Here is a 22636-nt window from a genome sequence, read left to right as displayed (position 1 = left end):
CGGCGCTACGCGCGGCAGTGGTCCGCGGCCTACGGTGGAACGATGTTCTCGACATCCAGGCCCATCGAGGCGACCCGTGACCAGGTCTGGGCGGTGCTCAGCGACGGCTGGCTGTATGCCGCCTGGGTGGTCGGCGCCTCCCGGATCCGCGAGGTCGATCCGCGCTGGCCGGCCGTGGGCTCGACGATCTCGCACTCGGTCGGCAGCTGGCCGCTGCTGCTCGACGACGACACCGAGGTGCTGACCTGCCGGCCGGGGCAGCTGCTGCGGCTGCTGGCCAGAACCCGGCCGCTGGGTGAGTCACTGGTCGAGATCGAGCTCACCGACCGTCCGGGCCTGGGCGCCTGCACGGTGACGATGCGGGAGGACACCGTCAGCGGTCCGGGGCTGCTGGTGCTGCCCGCGTTACGACAGCTGGCACTGGCGCCGCGCAACCGCGAGTCGCTGCGGCGGCTGGACTACCTGGCGCGCGGCCGGGTGCGCGTGGAACCGGAGGACTGAACCCGGGTACTATCGAAATTGACAATCAATGTCATTAACGATTCCCTGGTTGTCAGCGGCTTCCCCACCCGCCGCCTGTCCCCCGCTCAACCCCGCACGCCAGGAGATCCGATGCCCGCTCCAGCCCATACCCGGCGAGGACTGCTGGCGCTGCTGGCCGCCGTGCTGCTCACCGGCACGCTGACCGGCTGCGCCACCTCCACCGGCGCCCAGCAGGCATCCGGTGGCCCGATCGAGGTGGCAGCCAGCACCAATGTCTGGGGCAGCATCCTCAGCCAGCTCGGCGGCAGCCACGTCCGGGCCACCTCGATCATCTCCAACCCGCAGACCGATCCGCACGCCTACGAACCGACTCCGGCCGACGGCCGCACGATCGCCAACTCCCGGGTCTTCGTGCAGAACGGGGCCGACTACGACCCGTGGGCAGCGCGAAGCCTGGCGGCCAGTCCCGACGAGGGCCGGGCGGTCATCGACGTGGGCGAACTGGTCGGGGCGAAAGAGGGTGGCAACCCGCACCGCTGGTACTCCCCCGCCGACATCACCGAGGTCATCGAGGCGATCACCGTCGCCCTGAAGCGGGCCGACCCCGCCCACGCCGACTACTACGACAGCCGGCGGCGCGAATTCGAGACGGTCGACCTGGCCGAGTACCACCGGTTGATCAGCGAGATCAAGTCGCGCTACGCCGGCACCCGGGTCGGCGCCAGTGAGAGCATCTTCGAGCCGCTGGCCGAGGCCCTCGACCTGAAGCTGGCCACCCCCGCCGGCTTTCTGCACGCGATCAGCGAGGGCATCGACCCCAGCGCCGCCGACAAGGCCGCCAGCGAAGCGCAATTGAGCCGTCGCGAGGTCAAGGCCTACGTCTACAACAGCCAGAACGCCACGCCGGACGTGGCGGCCCAGCTGGCCTCGGCCCGGCGGGCCGGCGTGCCGGTGGTGCCGGTCACCGAAACGCTCAACCCGCCCGAGGCCAGCTTTCAGCAGTGGCAGATCAGCCAGCTGAGAGCGTTGCAAGCGGCGCTGGAGCAGGCGAGCGGGCGATGACCGAGCCGGCCGAGGTACTCAGGCTCACCGGCGTCACCGGAGCGGTCGGCGGCCGGGCGATCTTCTCCGACGTCAGCCTGCGGGTGCGGGCCGGGGAGTTCGTGGCGGTGCTGGGGCCCAACGGCGTCGGAAAGTCCACGATGCTCAAGGCGATCCTCGGACTGCTGCCGATCAGCGCCGGCGAGATCGAAGTGCTGGGCGCGGCGCCCGGACGGCACAACTCCCGGATCGGGTACCTGCCGCAGCGACGCGCCTTCGACCCGGCCACCAGGATCCGCGGCGTCGACCTCGTCCGGATGGGCTGGGACGGAGACCGCTGGGGCATCGCGCTGCCAGGGCGGCTGGCCGGCCGGTCCGGGCGCGAGGCCCGGGACCGGGTCCGCGAGGTGATCGCCCTGGTGGGCGCGCAGGAGTACGCCCACCGGCCGATCGGCCAGTGCTCAGGCGGTGAGCAGCAGCGGCTGCTGATCGCCCAGGCCCTGATCCGACGGCCGGAGCTGCTGGTGCTGGACGAGCCCCTGGACAGCCTGGACGTGACCAATCAAGCCTCGGTGAGCGCGCTCGTCCAGTCCGTCTGCCGCAGCCACGGGGTGGCGGTGATGCTGGTCGCCCACGACGTGAACCCGATCCTGCCCTACCTGGATCAGGTGATCTACCTGGCGCACGGCGGCGCCGTGATGGGCCCGCCCGAGCAGGTGATCACCGCGGACACGCTGAGCATGCTCTACGGCACCGCGGTGGACGTGCTGCGCGACCGCACCGGCCGGCTGGTGGTGGTGGGCCAGCCCGACAGCCACGCCGAGCACCGGTCCGTGCCGTGACGGGGCTGAGCTGGAACCTGCTCGAGAACATCGAGCAACTGCTCAGCTACCACTTCATGCTCAACGCGCTGCGGGCCGGCACCATCGTCGCGGTGCTGTGCGGCGCGATCGGCTACTTCATGGTGCTGCGCAAGCAGAGCTTCGCCGGGCACACCCTGGCGGTGATCGGCTTTCCCGGCGCGGCCGGCGCGACCTGGCTGGGGCTGAGCGCCAGCGTCGGGTACTTCGGATTCTGCATCGCCGGCGCGCTGGTCATCGCGGCCCTGCCCAGGACCGGCCGGCGCAGCTCCGGCCTGGGTGGCTACGGCGACGAGTCGGCCGTGATCGGCACCGTGCAGGCAGTGGCGCTGGCCTGCGGGTTCCTGTTCGTCAGCCTCTACCAGGGTTTTCTGAGCGGGCTGACCGGATTGCTGTTCGGCTCCATCACCGGCGTGTCCGACGGCCAGGTGCTGGCGTTGCTGGTGGCCGGCGCCGGTTGCCTGCTGGTGCTGCTGGCATTGGGACGCCCGCTGCTGTTCAGCAGCGTCGATCCCGACGTCGGCCAGGCCCGTGGCGTGCCGGTGCGACTGGTCGGCGCCGCGTTTCTGGTGCTGCTGGCCGTCGCGGCCGCCGGCGCCAGCCAGATCACCGGCAGCCTGCTGGTGTTCGCGCTGCTGGTGACTCCGGCCGCCACCGCCAGCCGGCTGACCGCGCGCCCCGGACTGGGCCTACTGCTGTCGGTGCTGATCGCGGTGGCGGTGACCTGGCTGGGTGAGGGCATCGCGTTCTTCTCGCCGTACCCGATCGGCTTCTGGGTCACCACGCTGGCGTTCGCGGCCTTCCTGCTGGCTGCCGGCTACCGCTGGGGCCTGGACCAGCTGGGCCGGCGGCGGCTCGGCGGCCGGCTCGCGCTGTCCGGCAGCCTGTCCGGGGCCGGCAGTCCGGCCGGCGGGAGCGCGCCGTGATCGTGCTGCTGGCCAGTGACCCGGTGACCGGGCTCGCGAGCATGCTGTCCCAGCCCTTCGTCCGCAACGCTTTGCTGGCCGGCACGGCGATCGCCGCGCTGTCGGGCCTGGTCGGCTACTTCGTGGTGTTGCGCGGCCAGGTCTTCGCCGGCGACGCGCTGTCGCATGTGGCCTACGCCGGCGCGCTGGCCGCCCTGGCAGCCGGCCTGGACCTGCGGCTCGGCCTGTTCGCCGCCACCATCGGCGTCGGGCTGCTGCTCGGGTCACTCGGTGGCCGGGCCGTCACCGATGACGTGGTGATCGGCACCGTCTTCGCCTGGGTGTTGGGCCTGGGGGTGCTGTTCCTGGCGCTGTACACGACCCACAGCAGCGCCAGCAACGGCACCGCCAACGTCAACGTGCTGTTCGGCTCGATCTTCGGGATCACCGCGGCGGCGGCCCGCACCGCGGCCTGGATCGCGGCCGGCCTGATCGCGGCGCTGCTGCTGATCGCCCGGCCGCTGCTGTTCGCCAGCGTCGACCCCGCGGTGGCCGCCGCCCGCGGGGTGCCGGTCCGGCTGCTCGGACCACTGTTCCTGGCGATCCTCGGCGCCACCGTCGGCGAGGCTAGCCAGGCGGTCGGCGCGCTGCTGCTGCTTGGCCTGCTCGCCGCGCCGGCCGCGGCGGCCCAGCGGCTGACCCCCGATCCGTGGCGGGCGCTGGGCCTGGCCGCGGCGCTGGCGGTGCTCGCGATGTGGGCGGGACTGTGCCTGTCCTACGCGGCCCCGGTGCTGCCGCCCAGCTTCGCCATCATCGCCTTCGCTGCCGCCGAATTCGCCCTGGCCGCCGGCTACCGCAGGCTGCGCGCGCCCGGCTGGCTCGCCGCGCCCAGCGGAAACCGGGCCAGGCCGGTCCACGGCCCGCCCTCGTAACGCCACAACCGCAACGCCCGGGCGGTGATCTCAAACGGCGCGAAGGCCTGCCGCAGCCGTGCCAGGGTGCGGCCGGCCTCCTCGGGACTCACCTTGTTCTGCACCGTCACGTGCGGTCGAAAGCCCTGCCGGTCCTGCGGGCTCAACCCGTCCCACCAGCTGCGCTGAAGCTCCCGGTGCAGCGCTAACAGCTCGGCCGAGCGCAACCGGTAGGCCACCCCGCGGCCCAGCGGCATCAGCTCGAAGACCTCGACCGGAAACGGTTCGCGGGCGGCGGCGGTCGTCAGCGCGGCGAACACCGCCGGCTCCTGAGCGGCCGGCACGGCGTGGAACAGCGTCACGTGCGCGCCCACCTGGGTACGCCCGGGCGCGAACAACGCGGCCCGCTCGCGATCGAAGCGAGCCTGCGCCTGGTCGTCGATCTCCAGCGTCACCACGAAGGGAGCGCTCTGCTGAGCATCCGGAGCCACGGATCCATCGTGTCAGCTGCCCGGGTCGGCAATCGTGCCAGCTGCCGGGGTCGGCAATGTCAGCTGCCGGGGTCGGCGAAAAAGGCGCGACGGCATCGGCGTCGGCCCGCCATACTCAGCTCATGCTGCTTGCCGAGGAACTGCTGCTGCTGGGGCTGGATCCCATCAAGGGGACGATCATCAACGGCGCCCGGCAGCAACTGCTGGTGGGTCTGGCCGGGGCGCTGATCGGCGAGCTCGCCCTGGTGGGCGCGGTGGGTTTCTCCGGCAAGCGCTTCGTCGCGGTCGGACCGGCGCCGGAGCACCCGCTGCTGGCCCGGACGCACCAGCTGCTCGCCGAACCGACCCGCCGCCACGCCCCCGGCCAGCTCCGGCGGGTCGACAAGGCGGTCGGTGGGATCTGGCCCCGGCTCGTCGACGGCCTGATCGAGCAGGGCGTGCTGGGACGCCGCCAGGACCGGCTGCTGTTCTTCACGGTGACCCGCCACCCGGTGCTTCAGCCCGCCGCGCGCGAGGACCCGCTGCAGCGGGTGCGGCTGGCCGCCACCGGGGACAACGGCCTGGAAGCGCGTACCGCGGTGCTGCTGGCGCTGGCCGGGCCGTCCCGGCTGCTGGGGGTCATCGCGCCGGACCGCGCGGACCGGCGGCACGCCAGGCAGCGCGTCAAGATGGCCACCGAGCTGACCCCGGTGGCGCCGGTGGTCAGGAAGGTGATCGCCGAGATGCAGGCAGCGGCCGCTGCCGGAGCCACGGTCGCCGCCACGTCGGCCGCCACCAGCAGCTGAGTCGTGTTAACTGCGTGCGAAGTCCTTTCATGACGCTATAGGCCGGTGTGCCTTACGGTGATGTCGCTCCCCGGCAACGAGAATGCGCCGATGGCGAGTTGGTCGATTGCGATCTCCGGTGGTGGACACCGTGCCAGCCTCTTCGGCCTCGGCGCGCTCATCTACCTGGCTGATTCCGGGTTGAATGCCGAGGTCACCTCGATCTCGTCGGTGTCCGGCGGCTCCCTCACCAACGGCTTCGTCGGAGCCCACCTCGACTACACCGCCGTCACCGGTCCCGAGTTCTGCGACGCCGCCAGGCCGCTGGTCAAGCGCTGCGCCGTCGAGGGCACCGTGCAGTGGGCGCCGGAGGCCGTGGCCCTGCTGGCCGGCATCGTGCTGGGACTGGTGCTGGCGATCGCGGCCTGGTTCATCCCCGGCCCGGATTGGCTCCAGGCCGCGCTGTGCGTCCTCGGCCTGATCGTGGCGCTGGGGCTCACCCAGGCACGCAGCCTCATCGCCGACCGGGTGTTCCGGCGGTTGCTGTTCAGGACACCGGCAGGACAGGCGATCCGTCTGAAGGACCTCAACGCCTCGGTGACGCACGTGCTGTGCGCGACCGAGGTCCAGTCGAAGGTGCACGCCTACTTCTCGCGGGCCTTCGCCTACAGCTACGAGTACGGCGCCTCGACCGGCGCCGGTGACCTGCAGCTGTCGACCGCGGTGCAGGCATCGGCGTGCTTTCCCGGCGGCTTTCCGGCTCGTTCGCTGTCCGCGCAGAAGCTGGGCTTCACGGCGAAGGCGCGCAAGTCGCTGTGGCTGGTCGACGGCGGCGTGTACGACAACATGGGTGATCAGTGGGCGCAGGGCTTCACCGGGCGGGTGGCGCAGAGTCCCGAGCTGGCCGGCCTGGCCGGTCAGCAGCCGCAGAACCTGCTGGTCGTCAACGCCTCGGCCCGGAGCGGCTGGTCCAGCGCCCCGGCCCTGATGCGGGTGCCGCTGCTGGGCGAGCTGATCACCATGCTCAAGGAGAAGGGCATCCTCTACCAGGTCGGCACCACCAACCGGCGATCCGGGCTGATACATCAGTTCGACACCGTCCGGACCGCTCGGACGCTGCCGGCCGGCCCGCAGCGCGACCAGCTGCTCACAGCCGCCGGCCTGAGCGGGGCGCTGACCCACATCGCCTCGACGCCCCGGTGGACCAGCACCGTCACCCTGTCCTCGGCCGCCGAGCAGGCCGCCTGCGCGCAGGTCGCCGCGAAGCTCAGCGCGTTCGCGAACCAGTCCTGGATCGACGAGGCTCGGACCAGGTCCATGGCGGTGCCTACCACGCTGGCGAAGCTGGGACGCGAGAACGCGACGGCCCTGCTGTGGCACGGGTACGTGCTCACGATGGCCAACCTGCACGTCTTCGCCGGCGCCCCGCTGTACGACCTGCCGTCCAAGCAGCGGTTCCAATCCTTGATGGACTGACCACGCTCATCTCAGCGCCACTGAAGGAAGGCGGCCATGACCGCGACACCGCCAGGAAGCACGGTCGTCTGGGTTCCTGAGGACCTGCAAGCGCAGGCCGAGGACCTGGCCGCCTTCAGCTATGTCGTGGTGGAGGAGGTGGTCGGCCCGCTCGCGCTGCTGCGGCGCTGGCCCTGGCCCGAGGTCGACCAGCACGGTCGCCTGATCTGGGTGGCGGACAACGAATATGACAGCGACGCCGCCGCGGTCACGGTCGAGCTGCTGCGCGCTCAGCTGTACTCACCGAACGGGCTCAGGCGCCGCCCACGCTGCGGCGACGCCTTCGCCGTGCGGAGCTGGGCCGAATCCGGCGGGCAGGCCGAGCACCAGGTCAACGACCTGCGGGAGCTGTTCACCGGCTCGCTCTATGACATCTCAGCCGATGCCCGGGAGGCGGCGAAGCTGGCCTACCACGCCGCGCTCGGCGCGGTGCCGCCCGCGGAATCGGTGGACGAGCAGGTCCACGCCGAGCAGGCCAAGACGCTGCGATCGCGGACCGCCCGGCAGCTGCGGGCGCTGCGGGTCGCCGCCCCGCCACGCGGGCCCCGATGACCGTTCACGCCGGCGGGATCGCGGTCGGCCCGGTTCCCGAGTCCAGTCTCGACGCCGTCGCGGCCCCGCCGGGTTCGCTGCTGGCAGCGATCGCCGAGGACCCCGACGCGCTGGTGTACTTCTTGCTCAACGTGGGCGACGGCGACACCCAGCTGCTGTTGCTGCCGCCCAACAGCAATGACCGGGTCCGCCGGCTGGTCATCGTCGACGTGGCGACCCCCGGCAAGCTTCCCGCGTTGATCGAGTCGCTGCACGCCGCCGGGCTGATCGAGGCGCCGGGCACGGCCGGGCAGATTCAGCTACTGGTCGCGACGCATCCGCATCACGATCACATCGGTGGCATGACCGACCTGCTCAAGCGCTACAACGGGCCGTCCGGCTGCGTCGACCAGTTCTGGGAGCCCGGCTACTTCTTTCCGACGCCGTCGTTCCACAACCTGATGGTCGCTCTGGAGAGCAGCCCGTGGATCCGCCGGCTGCAACCCACCGCCGGCACCCGGTTGACCCTCGACTGGCTGCGGCTCACCGTCCTGGGCCCGGGTGTCGGCCTGCGCAACCGGTATGACACCTATGGCGTCGACATCAACGACTCCTCCATAACGATCATGGTCGACTACCCCGCGGCTCAGCTGTTCGCCCAGCCGGACACCGCGCCGCGCACCAACCGGCGAGCCTCGTCCCAAACCTCCAGGCGGCTGCTGCTCGGCGCCGATGCCCAGTTCAGGTCATGGGCCCAGACCACCGTGGACTTTCCCGACCTGCAGCAGTCCCAGAATGCCGCGCTGGCCAAGGAACTGCGCGGCGCTCACGGCAGGGACGACCTCAGCGCCGACCTGTTCAAGATCTCCCACCACGCGTCCAAGCACGGGGTCAACCTCGAACTGCTGGAACGGGTCGCCGCACCCATCGCGCTGGTCTCATCGGTGGGCGGCGGCGGCAAGTACGGCTTTCCGCACCAGCTGGCCATGGACGCGGCCCGCGAGGCCCGCCAGGCCACCACCACCAAGGGCACCGCCCGCGAGTCCGACCAGCGACTCGGCATCCACGTCACCGGCAGCGACCTCGACAGCGGCGCCCCCGCGGGGTCGATCGCCGCCGTCCTCTCCCGGGTGCCCGGACGGGCGATCCGGCTGTTCCGGCTGGGTGACGCCCCGGGGACGCCGATCGAGCTGGCCGCCGCCCGTGAGGTGCTGCGACCCAAGCCGGCCAAGTCGAAGTGACCGGTCATCCGGCCCCGACCGCGCATCGGGCTAGCTACCTACCGGTCGGTCTACGGAACGGATCCCTATCACAAAACGAACAGGCCGAGGAGTCGATCACGCGCATGTCAATTCGCCGCTTGAGCAGTTGGGTCTGAACGCGAAACTGAATGCGGGGATCGTTAAGTGGAAGATCTTCCGCTACTCCGGCGGCACTCACGGTGGTTATTGCTGCCCCGCCAGCGGTGTCCCAGATCGCCAGAGCTAGATCACCGTTGTAGGCCGAGCGATAGCGGATACCCGCTGCGTGTGTCGGCGGGTAGGTTGGCTGCTGCTCGTAGACGGCGCGCGCCCACTGCTGGGTGAGTGCGCGCGGCAGCGCGCCGTCCGCGAGAGCCGGCAGCGCGCCGATCGCCATAGCGGACCCAGGAATGGTCAAATCGAACACGTCGATGCCAGCTGCGTCAGTGGGCTGGAGGATGGCGACGCGCCATCGAGGACAGAAGAGCGCTTCTCGGGTCTCGCCAAACACCTCGCACATGCTCGTGACCAGGTTGACGCCGACGTACAACACCGACCGGCCATCCGGGTCGAGCTGTGGAGCTCCGCCGCCGTCAGGTCTATGCGGGTCGAATCGGGCGAGCGGCCCCCACCTGCGTGGGGTGTGACCGTTGGACGCGTGACTACCGAGGTGGTACACACGACACCAGTGCCAGGAGCCTGGCGTGCGTATCCACCTCCATGTGGCACCGCCCCGTGGTAGCGGGTTTGGCGGCGGACCGAGTTGAACTACCACCCGGCGGCGGTAAGGCTGCCGACGAGGGTGACGACATCCTTCACTTGTCCGGCTGCCAGCGCGTCGCGCGGGGTTCGCTCGTCCAGGTCGGCGCTCGGACGTGTCACCCAGTGCGACAGTGAGACCACTCCGCCAGGCCAAGCGCGTTTCAGCGCCGCAACTCCCGGCAGCACGCCACGCTCGCAGTCCGGTTCGAACTGCCACAGGGGGATGCGCCAACTGCCGTGGCTCTTAAACCCCACTAGATCGCCCTTGTCCAACCACAGAGTTATTGATTGCGGCGTGACGCCAAGGATGTCGGCCGCTTGCTCTCGTGACCATGAATGATCCGCGAGTCGGTTCCGTTCGGCAAAACGCGTGGCGACCGTCTCCAATGCCGCCGCCGCGCCCTGCTGAGGTGTTGGCGTAGGACCCCACAACGATTCGTCAAGACCGTCGTCACTGACATCGACTACCCTAAAAACCGCATCCTCCAACGCGACCCGGTCAGGTCCGCGGGCCTCGGAAAGCAAGCCCAAAAACCGGCGGGCTGCCTCCAGCGTTCCCTTCTCGCTGGCATGGAAGGTGAGGATGTCCTTGGAGACAGTGAGGGCGGCGCCAGCTCCATTTCCCGTCTGCCGCCGCTGAAGAACCGACTCATCAGTACGGCTTTCTACGGCCGCACGACTGGCGCGAGGTCCAGGGGTAGTTGCCACCCGGGCCCGAGATTCGCTGACGTAACGCCCAGAGATCGCGACTCTTGAGTGCCTTCCGCGGACGACCCCCTTCCCGACCGAACGCGGCGCGGTGGTCTTACTTGCCGCCGTCTTACTTGCGGCGGTCGACTTCGCAGCGGTCGACTTCGCAGCGGTCGACTTCGCGGCGGTCGACTTATCCGCTGTAGCCGCCTTCTTGGTAGGAGCTTGCTTGACTGTTGACCTCATCGCCGACGCCGCCTTAGCAGCGGGTTTAGCTGAGGAAGCTCCCACGGCCTTCTGTTTGGCTGTAGGAAGGGCAGACGTTTTGGTGGCTTTCACTGCCGCCTTTCGAGTGGGCTTACGTGCAGAAGCCTTGGCGCTGGCAGTCGAGGCTGAGGCGGCGTGTCCAGATTCCGAGCGGCGAGTCACAGCAGCAACGGTACAGCGTCAGCAAGCAATGCAAGTAACGCAAGCGCTGCAAGCTTTACAAGCTTAGCCCTAGGACGGGCCCCTGGCGGCCCGATCAGCATGTCAGAAGACAGCTTCCCGCATTGCTTGTCGTCTACCCTGCAAGCTCAGCTTTGGACTGCATCATTGGAGTGCTGCGGGCACAGCCCGAACACCTCGAGGGTGTGGCTGACCTCGGTGTAACCGGCGGCGGCTGCCACCCGTTCGGCCCACGCCTCCACCTCGGGCCCGCTGACCTCGACGCTGCGACCGCACTGCCGGCAGACCAGGTGATGGTGGTGATCCTCGGCCGGCTCGCCGGCCCCGGCCGGCACCCCGCACAGCCGGTACTGGGACTCGCCGTCGGCGGTGTGCACGACGTCGGCGCTGCCCTGCTCGGCCAGCGTGCTGAGGTGCCGGTACACCGTCGTCAGGCCGATCCGGTCACCGCGCCGGCGCAGCTCGGCGAACAGGTCCTGCGCCGTCCGGAAACCATCGGCCTCGCGCATGATCGACTCGACCGCCTCGGCCTGGCGGGTGTTGCGCAACCGGGTGGTCGGCGGGCCGGCCGGCGTCGGTGGGCTTGTCCGTCCTGCCGTCATGCTTTTTCCCTCCTGTGGATTCCCCGGCTGTTGACTTTCCGCCTGCCGTCCGCACCAGTGTCCCTTATCCACCCTGGCCGGTCATGCCCGGCGGTGATGATCAATCCAGCAGGGCCAGCTGCTCGACGCTCAGCGGCGCCAGGTTGCTGGTCGTCATGATGACCGAGGCGTCGGGATGCACGGTCACAGTGTCGGCGGTGACCGCCCCGGAGGTGCGGTCGATGGTGAGCAGCACGAACGGGGCGTTGTTGCGGGGGGTGGACAGGCCGCCGAAGCCGTCGCCGGCGCCGTGGCCGCCGGTGCTGCCCAGGATGATCCGGCGCACCACGCCGTTCGGGGTGCTCACGTCGGCGCTCGGCCTGCCGGTGTAGTCGTGGCCGCCGATCACGATCGGGACGCAGCCGCTGTCGGTCACCTCGTCCAGCAGCTCCTTGTCGTGGGCGTAGACCGCCAGCGGCGGGTCGGCGCAGGCGATCCGGCGCAGCCCGGCGGCCACCGTCTCCGTCGTGATCGCCGGGTCGATCAGCTCGGCCGCCGAGCCGAAATGGGAGACGTAGGGGCTGTTCGCGCCGAGGAACTCAGCACCCGCGATCTTCTGCGCGGTGCCGTCGGCGACGGAGAATTTCACCTTCTTGGCGTAGGCCTTCACCGCCGGGGTGTCATGCCTGCCCAGCGAGGTGTACACCGGGATGTCGCCGGCGTAGCGGGCCAGCACGTCCACGGTGTAGCTCTTGAGGTAGGACAGGTAGGCCTCCTGGGCCGTTCCGGTCGCGGTCAGGTCACCCAGGTTCAGGATGGCGTCGGCCGAGATGTGCTGGGCGCTCTCACCGACCACCCGGGCCATCCCGCTGGTGCCCTGCAGGTCATCGAGCACCGCGATCCGGATCAGGTTCGGGTCCCTGGGCAGCGTGGGTATGCCGAAACGGGCCTCGAAGGCGATGTCCCGGTTGGCCGACACCCGGTCGTAGAAGGCCTGCTCGGTCTTGCTCAGCGAGTCGACGGTGGTGGCGGCCTGGGTGATCAGGTACTTGAACGGGCCGGTGATCTGCCAGCCGGACAGGAAGGTGTCCTGGAGCTGGCTGTCCGGGCTGATCGGCTGGTGGCGGTCCGACAGCGGGGAGCAGAGGTAGCCGGCCGGGATCAGCACGGCCAGCATCGCCACGACGGCCACCGGCCGGGCCACCGTCCGCTCCGGCCGGCGGTCGGCGAGCACCGCTGCCCGCTGCTGCGGAGCGAGCCGGGCCACCATCCGCCGGCGGTGCTTGAGGTAGGCGTAGCCGAGGATCTCCAGCATCGCCACCAGGTAGGCCGTGCCGAAGCCGATGGCGCCGTAGTGGCGCAGCACAGCGGCGGTGACCTCGTTGAGCTCATCGCGGCGGGCCTGCTCGTCGGCGAACAGGTGGCCGGCCACGTCGATCGTGGAGCGGTCCAGCGCGCCGGTAGGGCCGAACAGCGACAGGTTCAGGTTGCTGGGCCGGACGGTCATGCCCACGTGCTTGCCCAGCACCACCGGACCTGGCCGGCGCAGGCCGCCGAGCAGCCCGGAGTCGATCGCGATGGTGTTGCTGCCGATCCCCACGTCCACCTGGGCGCTCAGCCCGTCCAGGCCGATGTCGCGCACCTGGGCCGGCGGCGCCCAGGAGACCGCCGTCAGGCCGGCCGCGATCGGGGTCAGCACCAGCCCCAGCACCGTCAGCACCCGCAACACCAGGCCGGGCGGCACCAGGCGTCGAGGAGCCGTCCAGGGCTGTGGTCGGCCGACCACGACCGGGGAAGGCTCGCGCGAGAGGACCCGTTCGAGGTCTTGCTGACTGGTCATTTCCGGCCAGTTTAAGGGGCGGGCGCCGTGGCACGCCTTACTGATGACTGCGCATTCGCCAGCGGCAGGCGCTAGTCCGGGGCCGGTCCGGCTCGCTTGGCGGCCCGGGCGGCGGACTCGACCTCATCGAGCCGCTGGGCCTGTTCCGGGGTCGGCGCGGCGCCGCCGAGCCGGGCCGGCAGGAACTTCAGCTCAGCACCGGTCAGCGGCGGGTAGGCGTCCTGGGCCGCGTGCAGCAACTCGGTCATCGCCTTGCGCAACGCGTGCAGCGCCACCTCCGGGGCGTCCTTGCGGTTGACCGGGATCGCGGCGCCGATGCTGACGATGATCGGGGTCCGGGTGCGGCCGAGCCGCTTGGGATGGTCCTTGGTCCAGACCCGCTGCGAGCCCCAGATGACCATCGGCAGCAGCGGGACGCCGGCGGCGGCCGCCATCCGGACCGCCCCGGTCTTGAACTCCTTCAGCTCGAAGGACCGCGAGATCGTCGCCTCCGGAAAGACCCCGACGATCTCGCCAGCCTTCAGCGCCTGCACGGCGGCCCGGTAGGAGGCGGCGCCGGCGTCGCGATCGACCGGGATGTGGTGCATGCCGCGCATCAGCGGCCCGCTGACCGGATGCCGGAACACCTGCTCCTTGGCCATGAACCGGATCAGCCGGCCCGCTTGCAGGCCGGCCAGGCCGGCGTAGGTGAAGTCCATGTAGCCGGTGTGGTTGATGGCCATCACGGCGCCGCCGGCGGATGGCACGTTCTCGACGCCGTTGATGGTGAAGCGCAACCCCTGCAGGGCGAACACGCCCCGGGCGAATGCGATGACTGATGAGTACACCGGCTCCATCTGCCATACCGTAGCGGCCCGGTGGCAGGCGCCGGGGGCGACGTTGCAGGCGACGTGGCAGGGGGCCGGGGGCGACGTTGCAGGCGACGTGGCAGGGGCCGGGGGGCGACGTGGCGCGTCCGGCGGTAAGAGGCCATGCTGGGTCGATGGCGCCCGTGGACCTGCAGACCCTCGACCCGGACGGCCTGGGCGACGCCCTCGAGCGGGTGGGCTACCTGCCTGACGAGGGGCTCAGCACCGCGGCGTTCCTGGCGCTGCGGATGCACCGGCCGCTGTTCCTGGAAGGCGACGCCGGCGTCGGCAAGACCAGCCTGGCGCACGCGCTTGCCGAGGTGACCGGGGCCGAGCTGGTCCGGTTGCAATGCTACGAGGGCATCGACGCCTCGCAGGCCCTCTATGACTGGGACTTTCCCCGGCAGGTGCTGCACCTGCGGGCGGCCGAGAGCGCCGGCGGGCTGGCCGCCGGCGCGGGGGGCTACCGCGACGCCGAGGAGCTGGAGCGCTCGCTCTATGACCGGCGGTTCCTGATCGCCCGGCCGATCCTGCGGGCGTTGGAGCACCACCCGTCGGTGCTGCTGATCGACGAGATCGACCGGGCCGACGACGAGTTCGAGGCGTTCCTGCTCGAGGTGCTCGCCGACAACGCGGTCACCATCCCCGAGCTGGGCACCATCCGCGCCGAGACGCCGCCGCTGGTGGTGCTCACCTCGAACCGGACCCGCGAGGTGCACGACGCGCTGAAGCGGCGCTGCCTCTACCACTGGGTGGCGCACCCGTCCTACGAGCGCGAGGTGGCGATCCTGCGCCGCCGGCTGCCCGAGGTGAGCGAGCGGCTGGCCCGCGAGGTGGCCGCGGCGGTGCGCCGGATGCGCGAGGCCGACCTGCTCAAGCCGCCCGGCGTCGCCGAGTCGATCGACTGGGCGCAGGCCCTGCACCTGCTCGGCGCCGACGCCCTGGACGCCGACCGGGCCGCCGCGACGCTGGGCGCGGTGCTGAAGTACCAGGAGGACGCCGTGCGGATCCGCGACACGGTGCTGGCAGAGCTGGCCGGATGAGCGGAGCTGTCCAGCGACGTGACTTCACCGACGTGGTGCTGGGCTTCGCCCGGACGTTGCGGCACGCCGGCGTGCCGGCCGGCCCGGACCGGGTGCAGGCCATGCTGAGCGCGCTCGGGCACCTGGACGTGCTGGACCCGGCGCAGGTGTACTGGGCCGGCCGGGTGACGCTGTGCGCCGACCCGGAGGACCTCGACCGTTACGACGCCGCCTTCGCGCTGTACTTCGGCGGCCGCCGGCAGCGTGGTTCCAGGACCGTCAGCGAGCCGCCGCTGGTGCGCCGGCCCGCGCCCTTCGAGCCGGACCAGGACGGCGAGCGGCAGGACGCCGAGGACAGCCCGGGCTTCGCGGTGCACGCCAGCCGGCACGAGGTGCTGCGGCACAAGGACGTCACGGCGCTCAGCGTGACCGAGCGCCAGCAGCTGCAGCGGTTGTTCGGGTTGCTGGCGCCGCGGGCCTCGGGCCGGCGCTCGCTGCGCTACACCCGGGCCCACCGGGGCCGGGTGGACCTGGACCGGTCGGTGCGCCAGATGTTGCGCGACGGCGGCGAGCCCACCGAGCTGATCCGCCAGCGCCGCCGGCTCAAGCCGCGACGGCTGGTGCTGCTGATCGACGTCAGCGGCTCGATGTCGCCCTACGCCGACTGGCTGCTGCGCTTCGGGCACGCCGCCACCAGGCGCGCGCCGCTGAGCACCGAGGTGTTCACGGTCGGCACCCGGCTGACCAGGGTGACCCGGGAGCTGCGGCTGCGCGATCCGGACCGGGCGCTGGCCGCCGCCGGCCGGGCCGTTCCGGACTGGCGGGGCGGCACCCGGCTGGGTGAGGCGCTGAAGGCGTTCTCTGACCGCTGGGGCCAGCGCGGGGTGGCGCGTGGCGCGGTGGTGGTGCTGTGCTCGGACGGCTGGGAGCGCGGTGACCCGGCCGAGCTGGGTAACCAGCTGGCCCGGCTGTCCCGGCTGGCCCACGCGGTGGTGTGGGTGAACCCGCACAAGGGCAAGGATGGTTTCGCGCCGGTCACCGGCGGCATGGTGGCGGCCCTGCCGCACCTGGACGCGCTGGTGGCCGGGCACAGTTTCGCGGCCCTGGAGGAGCTGGTCGAGGTGATCGCCGATGCGTGACGTGCTGGACCAACTGCAGGACTGGTGGGCGCAGGGGGCCGAGGTGGGGCTGGCCACCGTGGTCTCGACCTGGAGCTCGGCGCCACGGCAGCCCGGCGCCTCGATGCTGGTCGGGCCGGACGGCAGCGCGGCCGGCAGCGTGTCCGGTGGCTGCGTCGAGGGCGCGGTCTACGAGCTGGCCACCGAGGTCCGCGACGGCGGCGAGCCGGTGCTGCAGCGTTACGGGGTCAGTGACTCCGACGCGTTCGCGGTCGGGCTGACCTGCGGCGGCATCATCGACATCTTCCTCGAGCGGGTCGGCCCGGCCAGCTTTCCGGAGTTCGGTGAGGTCGCCGAGGACATCCGGGCCGGCCGGCCGGTGGCGGTGGCCACCGTGATCGAGGCGTCGGCGGACCTGCTTGGCCGGCGGTTGGTGATCCGGCCCGGCGCGGTGTCGGGCGACCTGGTGACCGACGGCTCGCAACGGCTGGTCGACGCGCTCCGCGACGACGCGCTGGGCCTGCTGGCGCAAGGCCGGACCGGGGTGTTGCACTACGGCCACGACGGCGAGCGCCGGGTGGACGACATCGCCGTCTTCGTCGCCTCGTACGCGCCCCGGCCCCGGATGATCGTCTTCGGCGCGATCGACTTCGCCTCGGCGGTGGCCCGGATCGGCTCGTTCCTCGGCTACCGGGTGACCGTCTGCGACGCCCGCCCGATCTTCGCCACCCGGCGGCGCTTTCCCGACGCCGACGAGGTGATCGTGGAATGGCCGCACCGCTACCTGGCCTCGACCGAGGTGGACGAGCGGACGGTGGTCTGCCTGCTCACCCACGACCCGAAGTTCGACGTGCCGCTGCTGGAGCTGGCGCTGCGGATGCCGCTGGCCTACATCGGCGCGATGGGCTCCCGGCGGACCAACGACGATCGGCTGCAACGGCTGCGCGAGCTGGGGCTGACCGAGACCGAGCTGGCCCGGCTGCGGGCGCCGATCGGCCTGGACATCGGCGCCCGGACCCCCGAGGAGACCGCCGTCTCAGTGGCGGCGGAGATCATCGCGGCGCGCTGGGGCGGCTCGGGCCAGCCGCTGCGCAGCGCCGACGGGCCGATCCACGCCGCGCTGGCCAAGGAGCTCGCGCGATGAGGGCCGGGCGTCCTGGTAGAGCCTTGCGGTATTCCGGTTTTAGAGATTGTCTGAGCTGAGGGATTGTCCGAGCGCCATCCGATGCGAGTTGGAGGTTTCATGACCCGGGTCAACGTGAATGTCGACGGGACGGCCTATTCCGACGAGGTGGAGCCTCGATTACTGCTGGTGCACTACCTGCGTGACCGGCTCGGCAAGGTCGGCACGGTGATCGGCTGCGACACCAGCAACTGCGGCGCCTGCACGGTGCTGCTGGACGGGCTGAGCGTGAAGAGCTGCTCGGTGCTCGCGGTGCAGGCCGACGGCGCCAGCGTGACCACCGTCGAGGGGTTGGCCGGCGCCGACGGCGCCCTGCACCCGGTGCAGCAGGCATTTCATGACAAGCACGCCCTGCAGTGCGGCTTCTGCACGCCCGGCATGATGCTGGCGGCCTGCGACCTGCTGCGGGACAACCCGAACCCGTCCGAGGACGAGGTCCGCGAGGGCATCGAGGGCAACCTCTGCCGGTGCACCGGGTACCAGAACATCGTGGCCGCGGTGCAGGCCGCCGGCGCGGCGATGGCGGCCGCGCGCAATCCGGCTGACCCGGCCTCCTCCGACCCCATCGCGTCCGACTCGACAGTGGAGGCCTCGGCATGACCACCACCGAAGACCGTCCCGAGGTCGCCGTCGGCGGGCCGTCCGGCGAGATCGGCCAGGCCCGCAAGCGCAAGGAAGACGCGCACCTGATCACCGGCCGGACCACCTGGACCGACAACATGACCATGCCAGGGATGGTGCACCTGGCGATCCTGCGCAGCCCGATGGCGCACGCCCGGATCACCGGGATCGACGTCTCGGCGGCGCTCAGCCGGCCGGGCGTGCTGGCCGCCTACAACGGCCGGGACTTCGCCGACATCCAGGGCAGCATCCCGTGTGCCTGGCCGGTCACCCCGGAGATGGTGAACCCGGGGCATCCGAGCCTGGCCGTCGAGCAGGTCAACCACGTCGGCGAGGCGGTGGCCGTGGTGGTCGCCCGCGACAAGGCCTCGGCCCAGGACGCGCTGGAAGCCATCGACGTCGACTACGAGCAACTGCCGGTGGTGCTGGACATGGAGCGGGCGCTGGCGCCGGACGCGGACCTGGTGCACAGCCACATCGAGTCCAACCGGTCCTTCACCTGGATCTTCGACTCCGGCACGGCCGGCACCGGCGCGCCGATCGATGACGTGCTCGCCCAGGCGGAGGTGACCGTCAGCCGGCGGTTCCTGCAGCAGCGGCTGATCCCGGCATTCATGGAGCCGCGCTCCACCGTGGTGCAACCCAACGGCGAGGGCTTCACCATGTGGTCCTCGACCCAGGTGCCGCACATCCTGCGCACCATGCTGGCCCTGACCCTCAACGTGCCCGAGCACAAGGTCCGGGTGATCGCCCCCGACGTCGGCGGCGGCTTCGGCGGCAAGTTGCAGGTGACGCCCGAAGAGGTGATCACCGCCCTGGTGGCCCGCAAGCTCGGCAAGCCGGCCAAGTACACCGAGTCGCGCTCGGAGTCGCTGATGAGCGGGCACCACGGCCGCGACCAGATCCAGGACATCACCATCACCGCCCGGCGCGACGGCACCGTGACCGGCCTGGACGTCCACCTCTACGCCGACATGGGCGCCTACCTGCGGCTGGTCTCTCCCGGCGTCCCGGTGCTCGGGGCGTTCATGTTCAACAGCATCTACAAGTTCGACGCCTACCGGTTCGTGTGTGAGGGGGTGTTCACCAACAAGACCCCCACCGACGCTTACCGGGGCGCGGGACGTCCCGAGGCCACCTTCGCGATCGAACGGATCATGGACGAGCTGGCGACCGAGCTCGGCATGGACCGGATGGAGCTTCGGCGCAAGAACTGGATCTCCCACGAGGAGTTCCCGTTCACCACGGTGGCCGGGTTGACCTATGACAGCGGCAACTACGAGGCGGCCACCGACCGGGCGCTGGAGCTGATCGGCTGGGACGAGCTGGTGGCCGAGCAGGCCGAGCGGCGGACCCGCAAGGACCCGGTGCAGCTGGGGCTGGGCATCTCGACCTTCACCGAGATGTGCGGGCTGGCCCCGTCCCGGGTGCTCGGCGCGCTGTCCTACGCCGCCGGCGGCTGGGAGAACGCCTCGATCCGGATGCTGGCCACCGGCAAGGTCGAGGTGGTCACCGGCGTCAGCCCGCACGGCCAGGGCCACGAGACCGCCTGGAGCCAGATCGTGGCCGACCGGCTCGGGGTGCCGTTCGAGGACGTCGAGGTGATCCACGGCGACACCCAGTCCTCGCCCAAGGGCCTGGACACCTACGGGTCCCGGTCACTGGCGGTGGGCGGGATCGCGGTGGTCAACGCGGCCGACAAGGTGGTCGCCAAGGCCCGCCGGATCGCCGCGCACATGCTGGAGGCCAGCGAGGACGACCTGGAGTTCGCCGGCGGCACGTTCTCGGTGCGCGGCGCCCCCGGCAACAGCAAGAGCATGGCCGAGATCGCCTTCGCCGCCTTCGCCGCGCACGACCTGCCGGACGGCATGGAGCCCAGCCTGGACGCCGACGCCACCTTCGACCCGGAGAACTTCTCGTTCCCGCACGGCACCCACCTGTGCGCGGTGGAGGTCGACACCGAGACCGGGTTCTCCACCATCCGCAAGTACACCTGCGTCGATGACATCGGCGAGGTGATCAACCCGCTGATCGTGGACGGCCAGGTGCACGGCGGCCTGGCCCAGGGCATCGCGCAGGCCCTCTACGAGGAGGCCGTCTATGACGACGAGGGAAACCTGACCACCGGCTCCTTCGTGGACTACCTGGTGCCCTCGGCGGCCGACCTGCCCAGCTTCACCACCGACCGGACGGTCAGCCGGGCCACCTCGAACCCGCTGGGCGTCAAGGGCGTCGGCGAGGCGGGCACCATCGCCTCGACCCCGGCGGTCGTCAACGCGATCGTCGACGCGCTGCGGCCGTGGGGCATCAACGACGTGCAGATGCCGTGCACGCCCGAGCGGGTCTGGCGGGCGATCCACCAGGGTGCGGAGAAATCCGGCCGCGACCCCGGCGGCACCGTCTCGTGGGGCGGCGCCAGCACCTCATCTTCCGACGGTTCGGGCACAGCCGGTTCCGCAGCCGAAGGAGACCAGCTGTGATCCCCGCGTCGTTCGACTACGTCAAGCCGTCCTCGATCGAGGAGGCGGTCCGGGTCTACGCCGCGGCCGGCGAGGACGCCAAGATCCTGGCCGGGGGGCAGTCGTTGCTGCCGATCCTGCGGCTGCGGCTGGCCTATCCGGAGCTGGTGGTCGACCTCGGCGGCATCGCCGAGTTGACCGGGGTGCGCGATGACGGCGACGGCATCGTGATCGGGGCGATGACCACCCACGCCGACATCGTCGGCGACGAGCTGGTCAAGCGGCACGCGCCGCTGATCGCCCAGGCCACCGAGACGGTCGCCGACCGGCAGGTCCGCCATCGCGGCACCTTCGGCGGCTCCCTCGCGCACGCCGACCCGGCCGGTGACCTGCCGGCCGTGGCGCTGGCCCTGGACGCCGAGTTGCGGGTGCACGGCCCGAACGGCCAGCGCTCGATCGCGGCCCGGGACTTCTTTCTCGACTACCTGACCACCGCGATGCAGCCGGGCGAGATCCTGACCTCGATCCGGGTTCCCAAGCTGGGTGAGGGCTGGTCGACCCATTACGAGAAAATCAACCGGGTCGCCCAGGCGTGGTCGATCGTGGCGGTCGCCGCGGCGGTGCACCGCTCCGACGGCGTCATCACCGAGGCCCGGATCGGCCTCACCAACATGGGTTCCACCCCACTGCGCGCCTCGGCCACCGAACGGGCGCTGGCCGGGGCGCCGGCCACTGCCGAGTCGGTGGCCAGTGCCAGCGGCTCAGCCGCCGAGGGCACCTCGGCGCCGAGTGACCTGTCGGCGAAAGCCGATTACCGCGAGCACCTGGTCACGGTGCTCACCAAGCGCGCCGTGCAGCACGCGGCCGGGATCTGAGAGCGGGCCGGCATGCAGCTCACCCACAACTTCACGGTGCCGGCCGAGATCGACCAGGCCTGGAAGGTGCTGCTCGACATCGAACGAATAGCGCCGTGCATGCCGGGTGCGGCGATCGAGACCGTGGACGGCGACGACTTCACCGGCACCGTCAAGGTGCGGCTCGGCCCGATCGGTCTCACCTACCGGGGCAAGGCCAGCTTCGTCGAGAAGGACGCCGTCGGGCACCGGGCGGTGATCGACGCCCAGGGCAAGGACGCTCGCGGCAACGGCACCGCCAAGGCCATCATCACCGCGACGCTGACCTCGCAGGGCAGCGAGACCGCGGTCAACGTCGTCACCGACCTCAACATCACCGGCAAGCCCGCCCAGTTCGGCCGGGGCGTGATGGTGGACGTCGGCAACAAGCTGATCGGGCAGTTCGCCGACTGCCTGGCCGGCAAGCTGACCGGGTCCGAGGCCGGCAGTCAGGACGCAGCCGAGGTAGGCACCGGAGTTGGCGCCGGCGGGGTCGGCGCTGGGGCTGGCGCTGGCGAGGTCGGCGCCGGCGCTGGCGAGGTCGGCGCTGAGGTCGGCGCTGGCGAGGTCGGCGCCGGCGAGGTCGGTGCCGGCGGGGCTGGCGCTGACCGGGTCGGCATCGCGGAAGTTGGCGTCCCTGGGGTTGGCGCCGCGGTTGGCGTCGCCGGGATCGGCGCTGGCGGGATTGGTGCTGGCGGGATCGGCGCTGGCGGGATCGGCGCTGGCGGGGTTGGCGCCGCCGGATTGGACCCCGCAAGCCAGCTCGACGCCGCCGATCCTGACATCGTGGAGCGGCTGGCCAGTGCCGATCTCGAGAGTGCCGAGCAGCTGGGCACCGCAGACCTCGACACCCCGGACCTCGACACCGCGGAGCTGGGGGCCTCCGGACCGGACCTCGCCCGGTCAGCCGGTGAGGTGGACTCCGGCGTCGGCTCGCCCGCTCCGGACCGGCCGGCTGCCGGCGGGCCGGGGCTTGCCGAGCCGGGCGTGGTCGAAGCCGGCCTGGCCGAGCTGCGGACCGCCCCGGCGGTGGCGCCTGACTCTGCCGTCGCCGGCCCGGGGCTGGCTCAGCCCGCTGCCGCGCTGACGGACACCGCCGCCGATCCCACCGTCGATGAGACGGTGGTGGCACTGCCCGGCGCGGCCTCGGATGAGCAGGCCGTCGAACCGGCGGCCGCCGCCGAGGCCGCCCCGCCGGCTCAGCGGCTCAACGATATCGATGTGGCATCAACCGGCAGGCCGGCTCAGCCGGCGCCGGGGCCCACCCTGGCCTCGCCGCCCGCACACCGACCGGCGGTCGCTGACGTCGAGCCGATCGACCTGCTGGGCTCGGCCGGCCCGGCCATCGCCAAGCGGCTGGCTCCGGTGGCCGCCGGTGGGACGCTGCTGGTGTTGCTGCTCCTGCTGCGCCGTCGCCGGCGCTCCGCTTC

At 71.2% G+C, this 22636-nt stretch carries 21 protein-coding genes and 1 pseudogene; 16 read left to right on the top strand and 6 right to left on the bottom strand.

Annotated features, from left to right (window positions below):
- Positions 1 to 42: 42 nt before the first annotated feature.
- From VF557_16035 to VF557_16015, 5 genes are all read left to right on the top strand, one after another.
- Positions 43 to 501, top strand: a complete 459-nt coding sequence (locus VF557_16035; protein HEX8081721.1) for an SRPBCC family protein — start codon at positions 43 to 45, stop codon at positions 499 to 501.
- A gap of 111 nt (positions 502 to 612) precedes the next feature.
- Positions 613 to 1545: a zinc ABC transporter substrate-binding protein gene (locus VF557_16030; protein HEX8081720.1), complete on the top strand. Its 933-nt coding sequence runs from the start codon at positions 613 to 615 to the stop codon at positions 1543 to 1545.
- The gene (locus VF557_16025) at positions 1542 to 2366 is read left to right on the top strand and encodes an ABC transporter ATP-binding protein (GenBank protein HEX8081719.1); all 825 of its coding nucleotides are present in this window, start codon (positions 1542 to 1544) and stop codon (positions 2364 to 2366) included. The genes VF557_16030 and VF557_16025 overlap by 4 nt, the downstream gene beginning before the upstream one ends.
- Positions 2363 to 3310: a metal ABC transporter permease gene (locus VF557_16020; GenBank protein ID HEX8081718.1), complete on the top strand. Its 948-nt coding sequence runs from the start codon at positions 2363 to 2365 to the stop codon at positions 3308 to 3310. Before VF557_16025 ends, VF557_16020 begins: the two co-directional genes overlap by 4 nt.
- On the top strand, positions 3307 to 4221 hold the full coding sequence (locus VF557_16015; protein HEX8081717.1) for a metal ABC transporter permease: 915 nt from the start codon (positions 3307 to 3309) through the stop codon (positions 4219 to 4221). The genes VF557_16020 and VF557_16015 overlap by 4 nt, the downstream gene beginning before the upstream one ends.
- On the opposite strand, the gene VF557_16010 is transcribed toward VF557_16015, so the two are convergent.
- Complete coding sequence (locus VF557_16010) at positions 4140 to 4691, bottom strand: 2'-5' RNA ligase family protein (protein HEX8081716.1); 552 nt, start codon at positions 4689 to 4691, stop codon at positions 4140 to 4142. The genes VF557_16015 and VF557_16010 overlap by 82 nt on opposite strands.
- 122 nt (positions 4692 to 4813) lie before the next feature.
- Here VF557_16010 and VF557_16005 point away from each other — a divergent pair, with 122 nt between their 5' ends.
- From VF557_16005 to VF557_15990, 4 genes are all read left to right on the top strand, one after another.
- A complete protein-coding gene (locus tag VF557_16005) occupies positions 4814 to 5476 on the top strand; it encodes a GPP34 family phosphoprotein (GenBank protein HEX8081715.1) in 663 nt (220 codons plus the stop codon).
- 90 nt (positions 5477 to 5566) lie between these two features.
- Positions 5567 to 6931, top strand: coding sequence for a patatin-like phospholipase family protein (locus VF557_16000; GenBank protein ID HEX8081714.1), 1365 nt, complete (start codon positions 5567 to 5569; stop codon positions 6929 to 6931).
- 36 nt (positions 6932 to 6967) lie between these two features.
- The gene (locus VF557_15995; protein ID HEX8081713.1) at positions 6968 to 7522 is read left to right on the top strand and encodes a hypothetical protein; all 555 of its coding nucleotides are present in this window, start codon (positions 6968 to 6970) and stop codon (positions 7520 to 7522) included.
- On the top strand, positions 7519 to 8742 hold the full coding sequence (locus VF557_15990) for an MBL fold metallo-hydrolase (GenBank protein ID HEX8081712.1): 1224 nt from the start codon (positions 7519 to 7521) through the stop codon (positions 8740 to 8742). Before VF557_15995 ends, VF557_15990 begins: the two co-directional genes overlap by 4 nt.
- Positions 8743 to 8776: 34 nt before the next feature.
- Here VF557_15990 and VF557_15985 read toward each other — a convergent pair whose 3' ends face one another.
- From VF557_15985 to VF557_15965, 5 genes are all read right to left on the bottom strand, one after another.
- The gene (locus VF557_15985; GenBank protein ID HEX8081711.1) at positions 8777 to 9421 is read right to left on the bottom strand and encodes an RES family NAD+ phosphorylase; all 645 of its coding nucleotides are present in this window, start codon (positions 9419 to 9421) and stop codon (positions 8777 to 8779) included.
- Between the two features lie 89 nt (positions 9422 to 9510).
- Positions 9511 to 10212, bottom strand: coding sequence for a helix-turn-helix domain-containing protein (locus VF557_15980; protein HEX8081710.1), 702 nt, complete (start codon positions 10210 to 10212; stop codon positions 9511 to 9513).
- A gap of 557 nt (positions 10213 to 10769) precedes the next feature.
- Positions 10770 to 11243, bottom strand: coding sequence for a transcriptional repressor (locus VF557_15975; protein HEX8081709.1), 474 nt, complete (start codon positions 11241 to 11243; stop codon positions 10770 to 10772).
- A 100-nt stretch (positions 11244 to 11343) separates the two neighbouring features.
- Positions 11344 to 13062, bottom strand: a complete 1719-nt coding sequence (locus VF557_15970) for a hypothetical protein (protein HEX8081708.1) — start codon at positions 13060 to 13062, stop codon at positions 11344 to 11346.
- A 71-nt stretch (positions 13063 to 13133) separates the two neighbouring features.
- On the bottom strand, positions 13134 to 13898 hold the full coding sequence (locus VF557_15965) for a lysophospholipid acyltransferase family protein (protein HEX8081707.1): 765 nt from the start codon (positions 13896 to 13898) through the stop codon (positions 13134 to 13136).
- Positions 13899 to 14044: 146 nt separating this feature from the next.
- Between VF557_15965 and VF557_15960 the strand changes: the two genes are divergently transcribed.
- From VF557_15960 to VF557_15930, 7 genes and pseudogenes are all read left to right on the top strand, one after another.
- The gene (locus tag VF557_15960; GenBank protein ID HEX8081706.1) at positions 14045 to 14953 is read left to right on the top strand and encodes a MoxR family ATPase; all 909 of its coding nucleotides are present in this window, start codon (positions 14045 to 14047) and stop codon (positions 14951 to 14953) included.
- Positions 14950 to 16071: a VWA domain-containing protein gene (locus VF557_15955; GenBank protein HEX8081705.1), complete on the top strand. Its 1122-nt coding sequence runs from the start codon at positions 14950 to 14952 to the stop codon at positions 16069 to 16071. The genes VF557_15960 and VF557_15955 overlap by 4 nt, the downstream gene beginning before the upstream one ends.
- A complete protein-coding gene (locus tag VF557_15950) occupies positions 16064 to 17194 on the top strand; it encodes an XdhC family protein (protein ID HEX8081704.1) in 1131 nt (376 codons plus the stop codon). The genes VF557_15955 and VF557_15950 overlap by 8 nt, the downstream gene beginning before the upstream one ends.
- 99 nt (positions 17195 to 17293) lie before the next feature.
- Positions 17294 to 17833: a (2Fe-2S)-binding protein gene (locus VF557_15945; GenBank protein ID HEX8081703.1), complete on the top strand. Its 540-nt coding sequence runs from the start codon at positions 17294 to 17296 to the stop codon at positions 17831 to 17833.
- On the top strand, positions 17830 to 20334 hold the full coding sequence (locus VF557_15940) for a xanthine dehydrogenase family protein molybdopterin-binding subunit (protein HEX8081702.1): 2505 nt from the start codon (positions 17830 to 17832) through the stop codon (positions 20332 to 20334). The genes VF557_15945 and VF557_15940 overlap by 4 nt, the downstream gene beginning before the upstream one ends.
- Positions 20331 to 21188, top strand: a complete 858-nt coding sequence (locus VF557_15935; GenBank protein HEX8081701.1) for a xanthine dehydrogenase family protein subunit M — start codon at positions 20331 to 20333, stop codon at positions 21186 to 21188. Before VF557_15940 ends, VF557_15935 begins: the two co-directional genes overlap by 4 nt.
- Before the next feature lie 12 nt (positions 21189 to 21200).
- Positions 21201 to 21623 (top strand): annotated as a pseudogene (locus tag VF557_15930) (SRPBCC family protein).
- Positions 21624 to 22636 lie beyond the last annotated feature (1013 nt).

It is taken from the genome of Jatrophihabitans sp. (assembly GCA_036389035.1).
GTDB lineage: Bacteria > Actinomycetota > Actinomycetes > Mycobacteriales > Jatrophihabitantaceae > Jatrophihabitans_A.
Note: the sequence above shows the minus strand (reverse complement) of the source record. Positions and strands in the feature narration are given on the sequence as shown.

Coding starts and splice junctions, on each gene's coding strand:
- VF557_16005 (HEX8081715.1), top strand. CDS start 4,814: ATGCTGCTTGCCGAGGAACTGCTGCTGCTGGGGCTGGATCCCATCAAG.
- VF557_15965 (HEX8081707.1), bottom strand. CDS start 13,898: ATGGAGCCGGTGTACTCATCAGTCATCGCATTCGCCCGGGGCGTGTTC.
- VF557_15950 (HEX8081704.1), top strand. CDS start 16,064: ATGCGTGACGTGCTGGACCAACTGCAGGACTGGTGGGCGCAGGGGGCC.
- VF557_16035 (HEX8081721.1), top strand. CDS start 43: ATGTTCTCGACATCCAGGCCCATCGAGGCGACCCGTGACCAGGTCTGG.
- VF557_15940 (HEX8081702.1), top strand. CDS start 17,830: ATGACCACCACCGAAGACCGTCCCGAGGTCGCCGTCGGCGGGCCGTCC.
- VF557_15970 (HEX8081708.1), bottom strand. CDS start 13,062: ATGACCAGTCAGCAAGACCTCGAACGGGTCCTCTCGCGCGAGCCTTCC.
- VF557_16025 (HEX8081719.1), top strand. CDS start 1,542: ATGACCGAGCCGGCCGAGGTACTCAGGCTCACCGGCGTCACCGGAGCG.
- VF557_15975 (HEX8081709.1), bottom strand. CDS start 11,243: ATGACGGCAGGACGGACAAGCCCACCGACGCCGGCCGGCCCGCCGACC.
- VF557_15945 (HEX8081703.1), top strand. CDS start 17,294: ATGACCCGGGTCAACGTGAATGTCGACGGGACGGCCTATTCCGACGAG.
- VF557_15990 (HEX8081712.1), top strand. CDS start 7,519: ATGACCGTTCACGCCGGCGGGATCGCGGTCGGCCCGGTTCCCGAGTCC.
- VF557_15995 (HEX8081713.1), top strand. CDS start 6,968: ATGACCGCGACACCGCCAGGAAGCACGGTCGTCTGGGTTCCTGAGGAC.
- VF557_16000 (HEX8081714.1), top strand. CDS start 5,567: ATGGCGAGTTGGTCGATTGCGATCTCCGGTGGTGGACACCGTGCCAGC.
- VF557_15955 (HEX8081705.1), top strand. CDS start 14,950: ATGAGCGGAGCTGTCCAGCGACGTGACTTCACCGACGTGGTGCTGGGC.
- VF557_15960 (HEX8081706.1), top strand. CDS start 14,045: ATGGCGCCCGTGGACCTGCAGACCCTCGACCCGGACGGCCTGGGCGAC.
- VF557_16030 (HEX8081720.1), top strand. CDS start 613: ATGCCCGCTCCAGCCCATACCCGGCGAGGACTGCTGGCGCTGCTGGCC.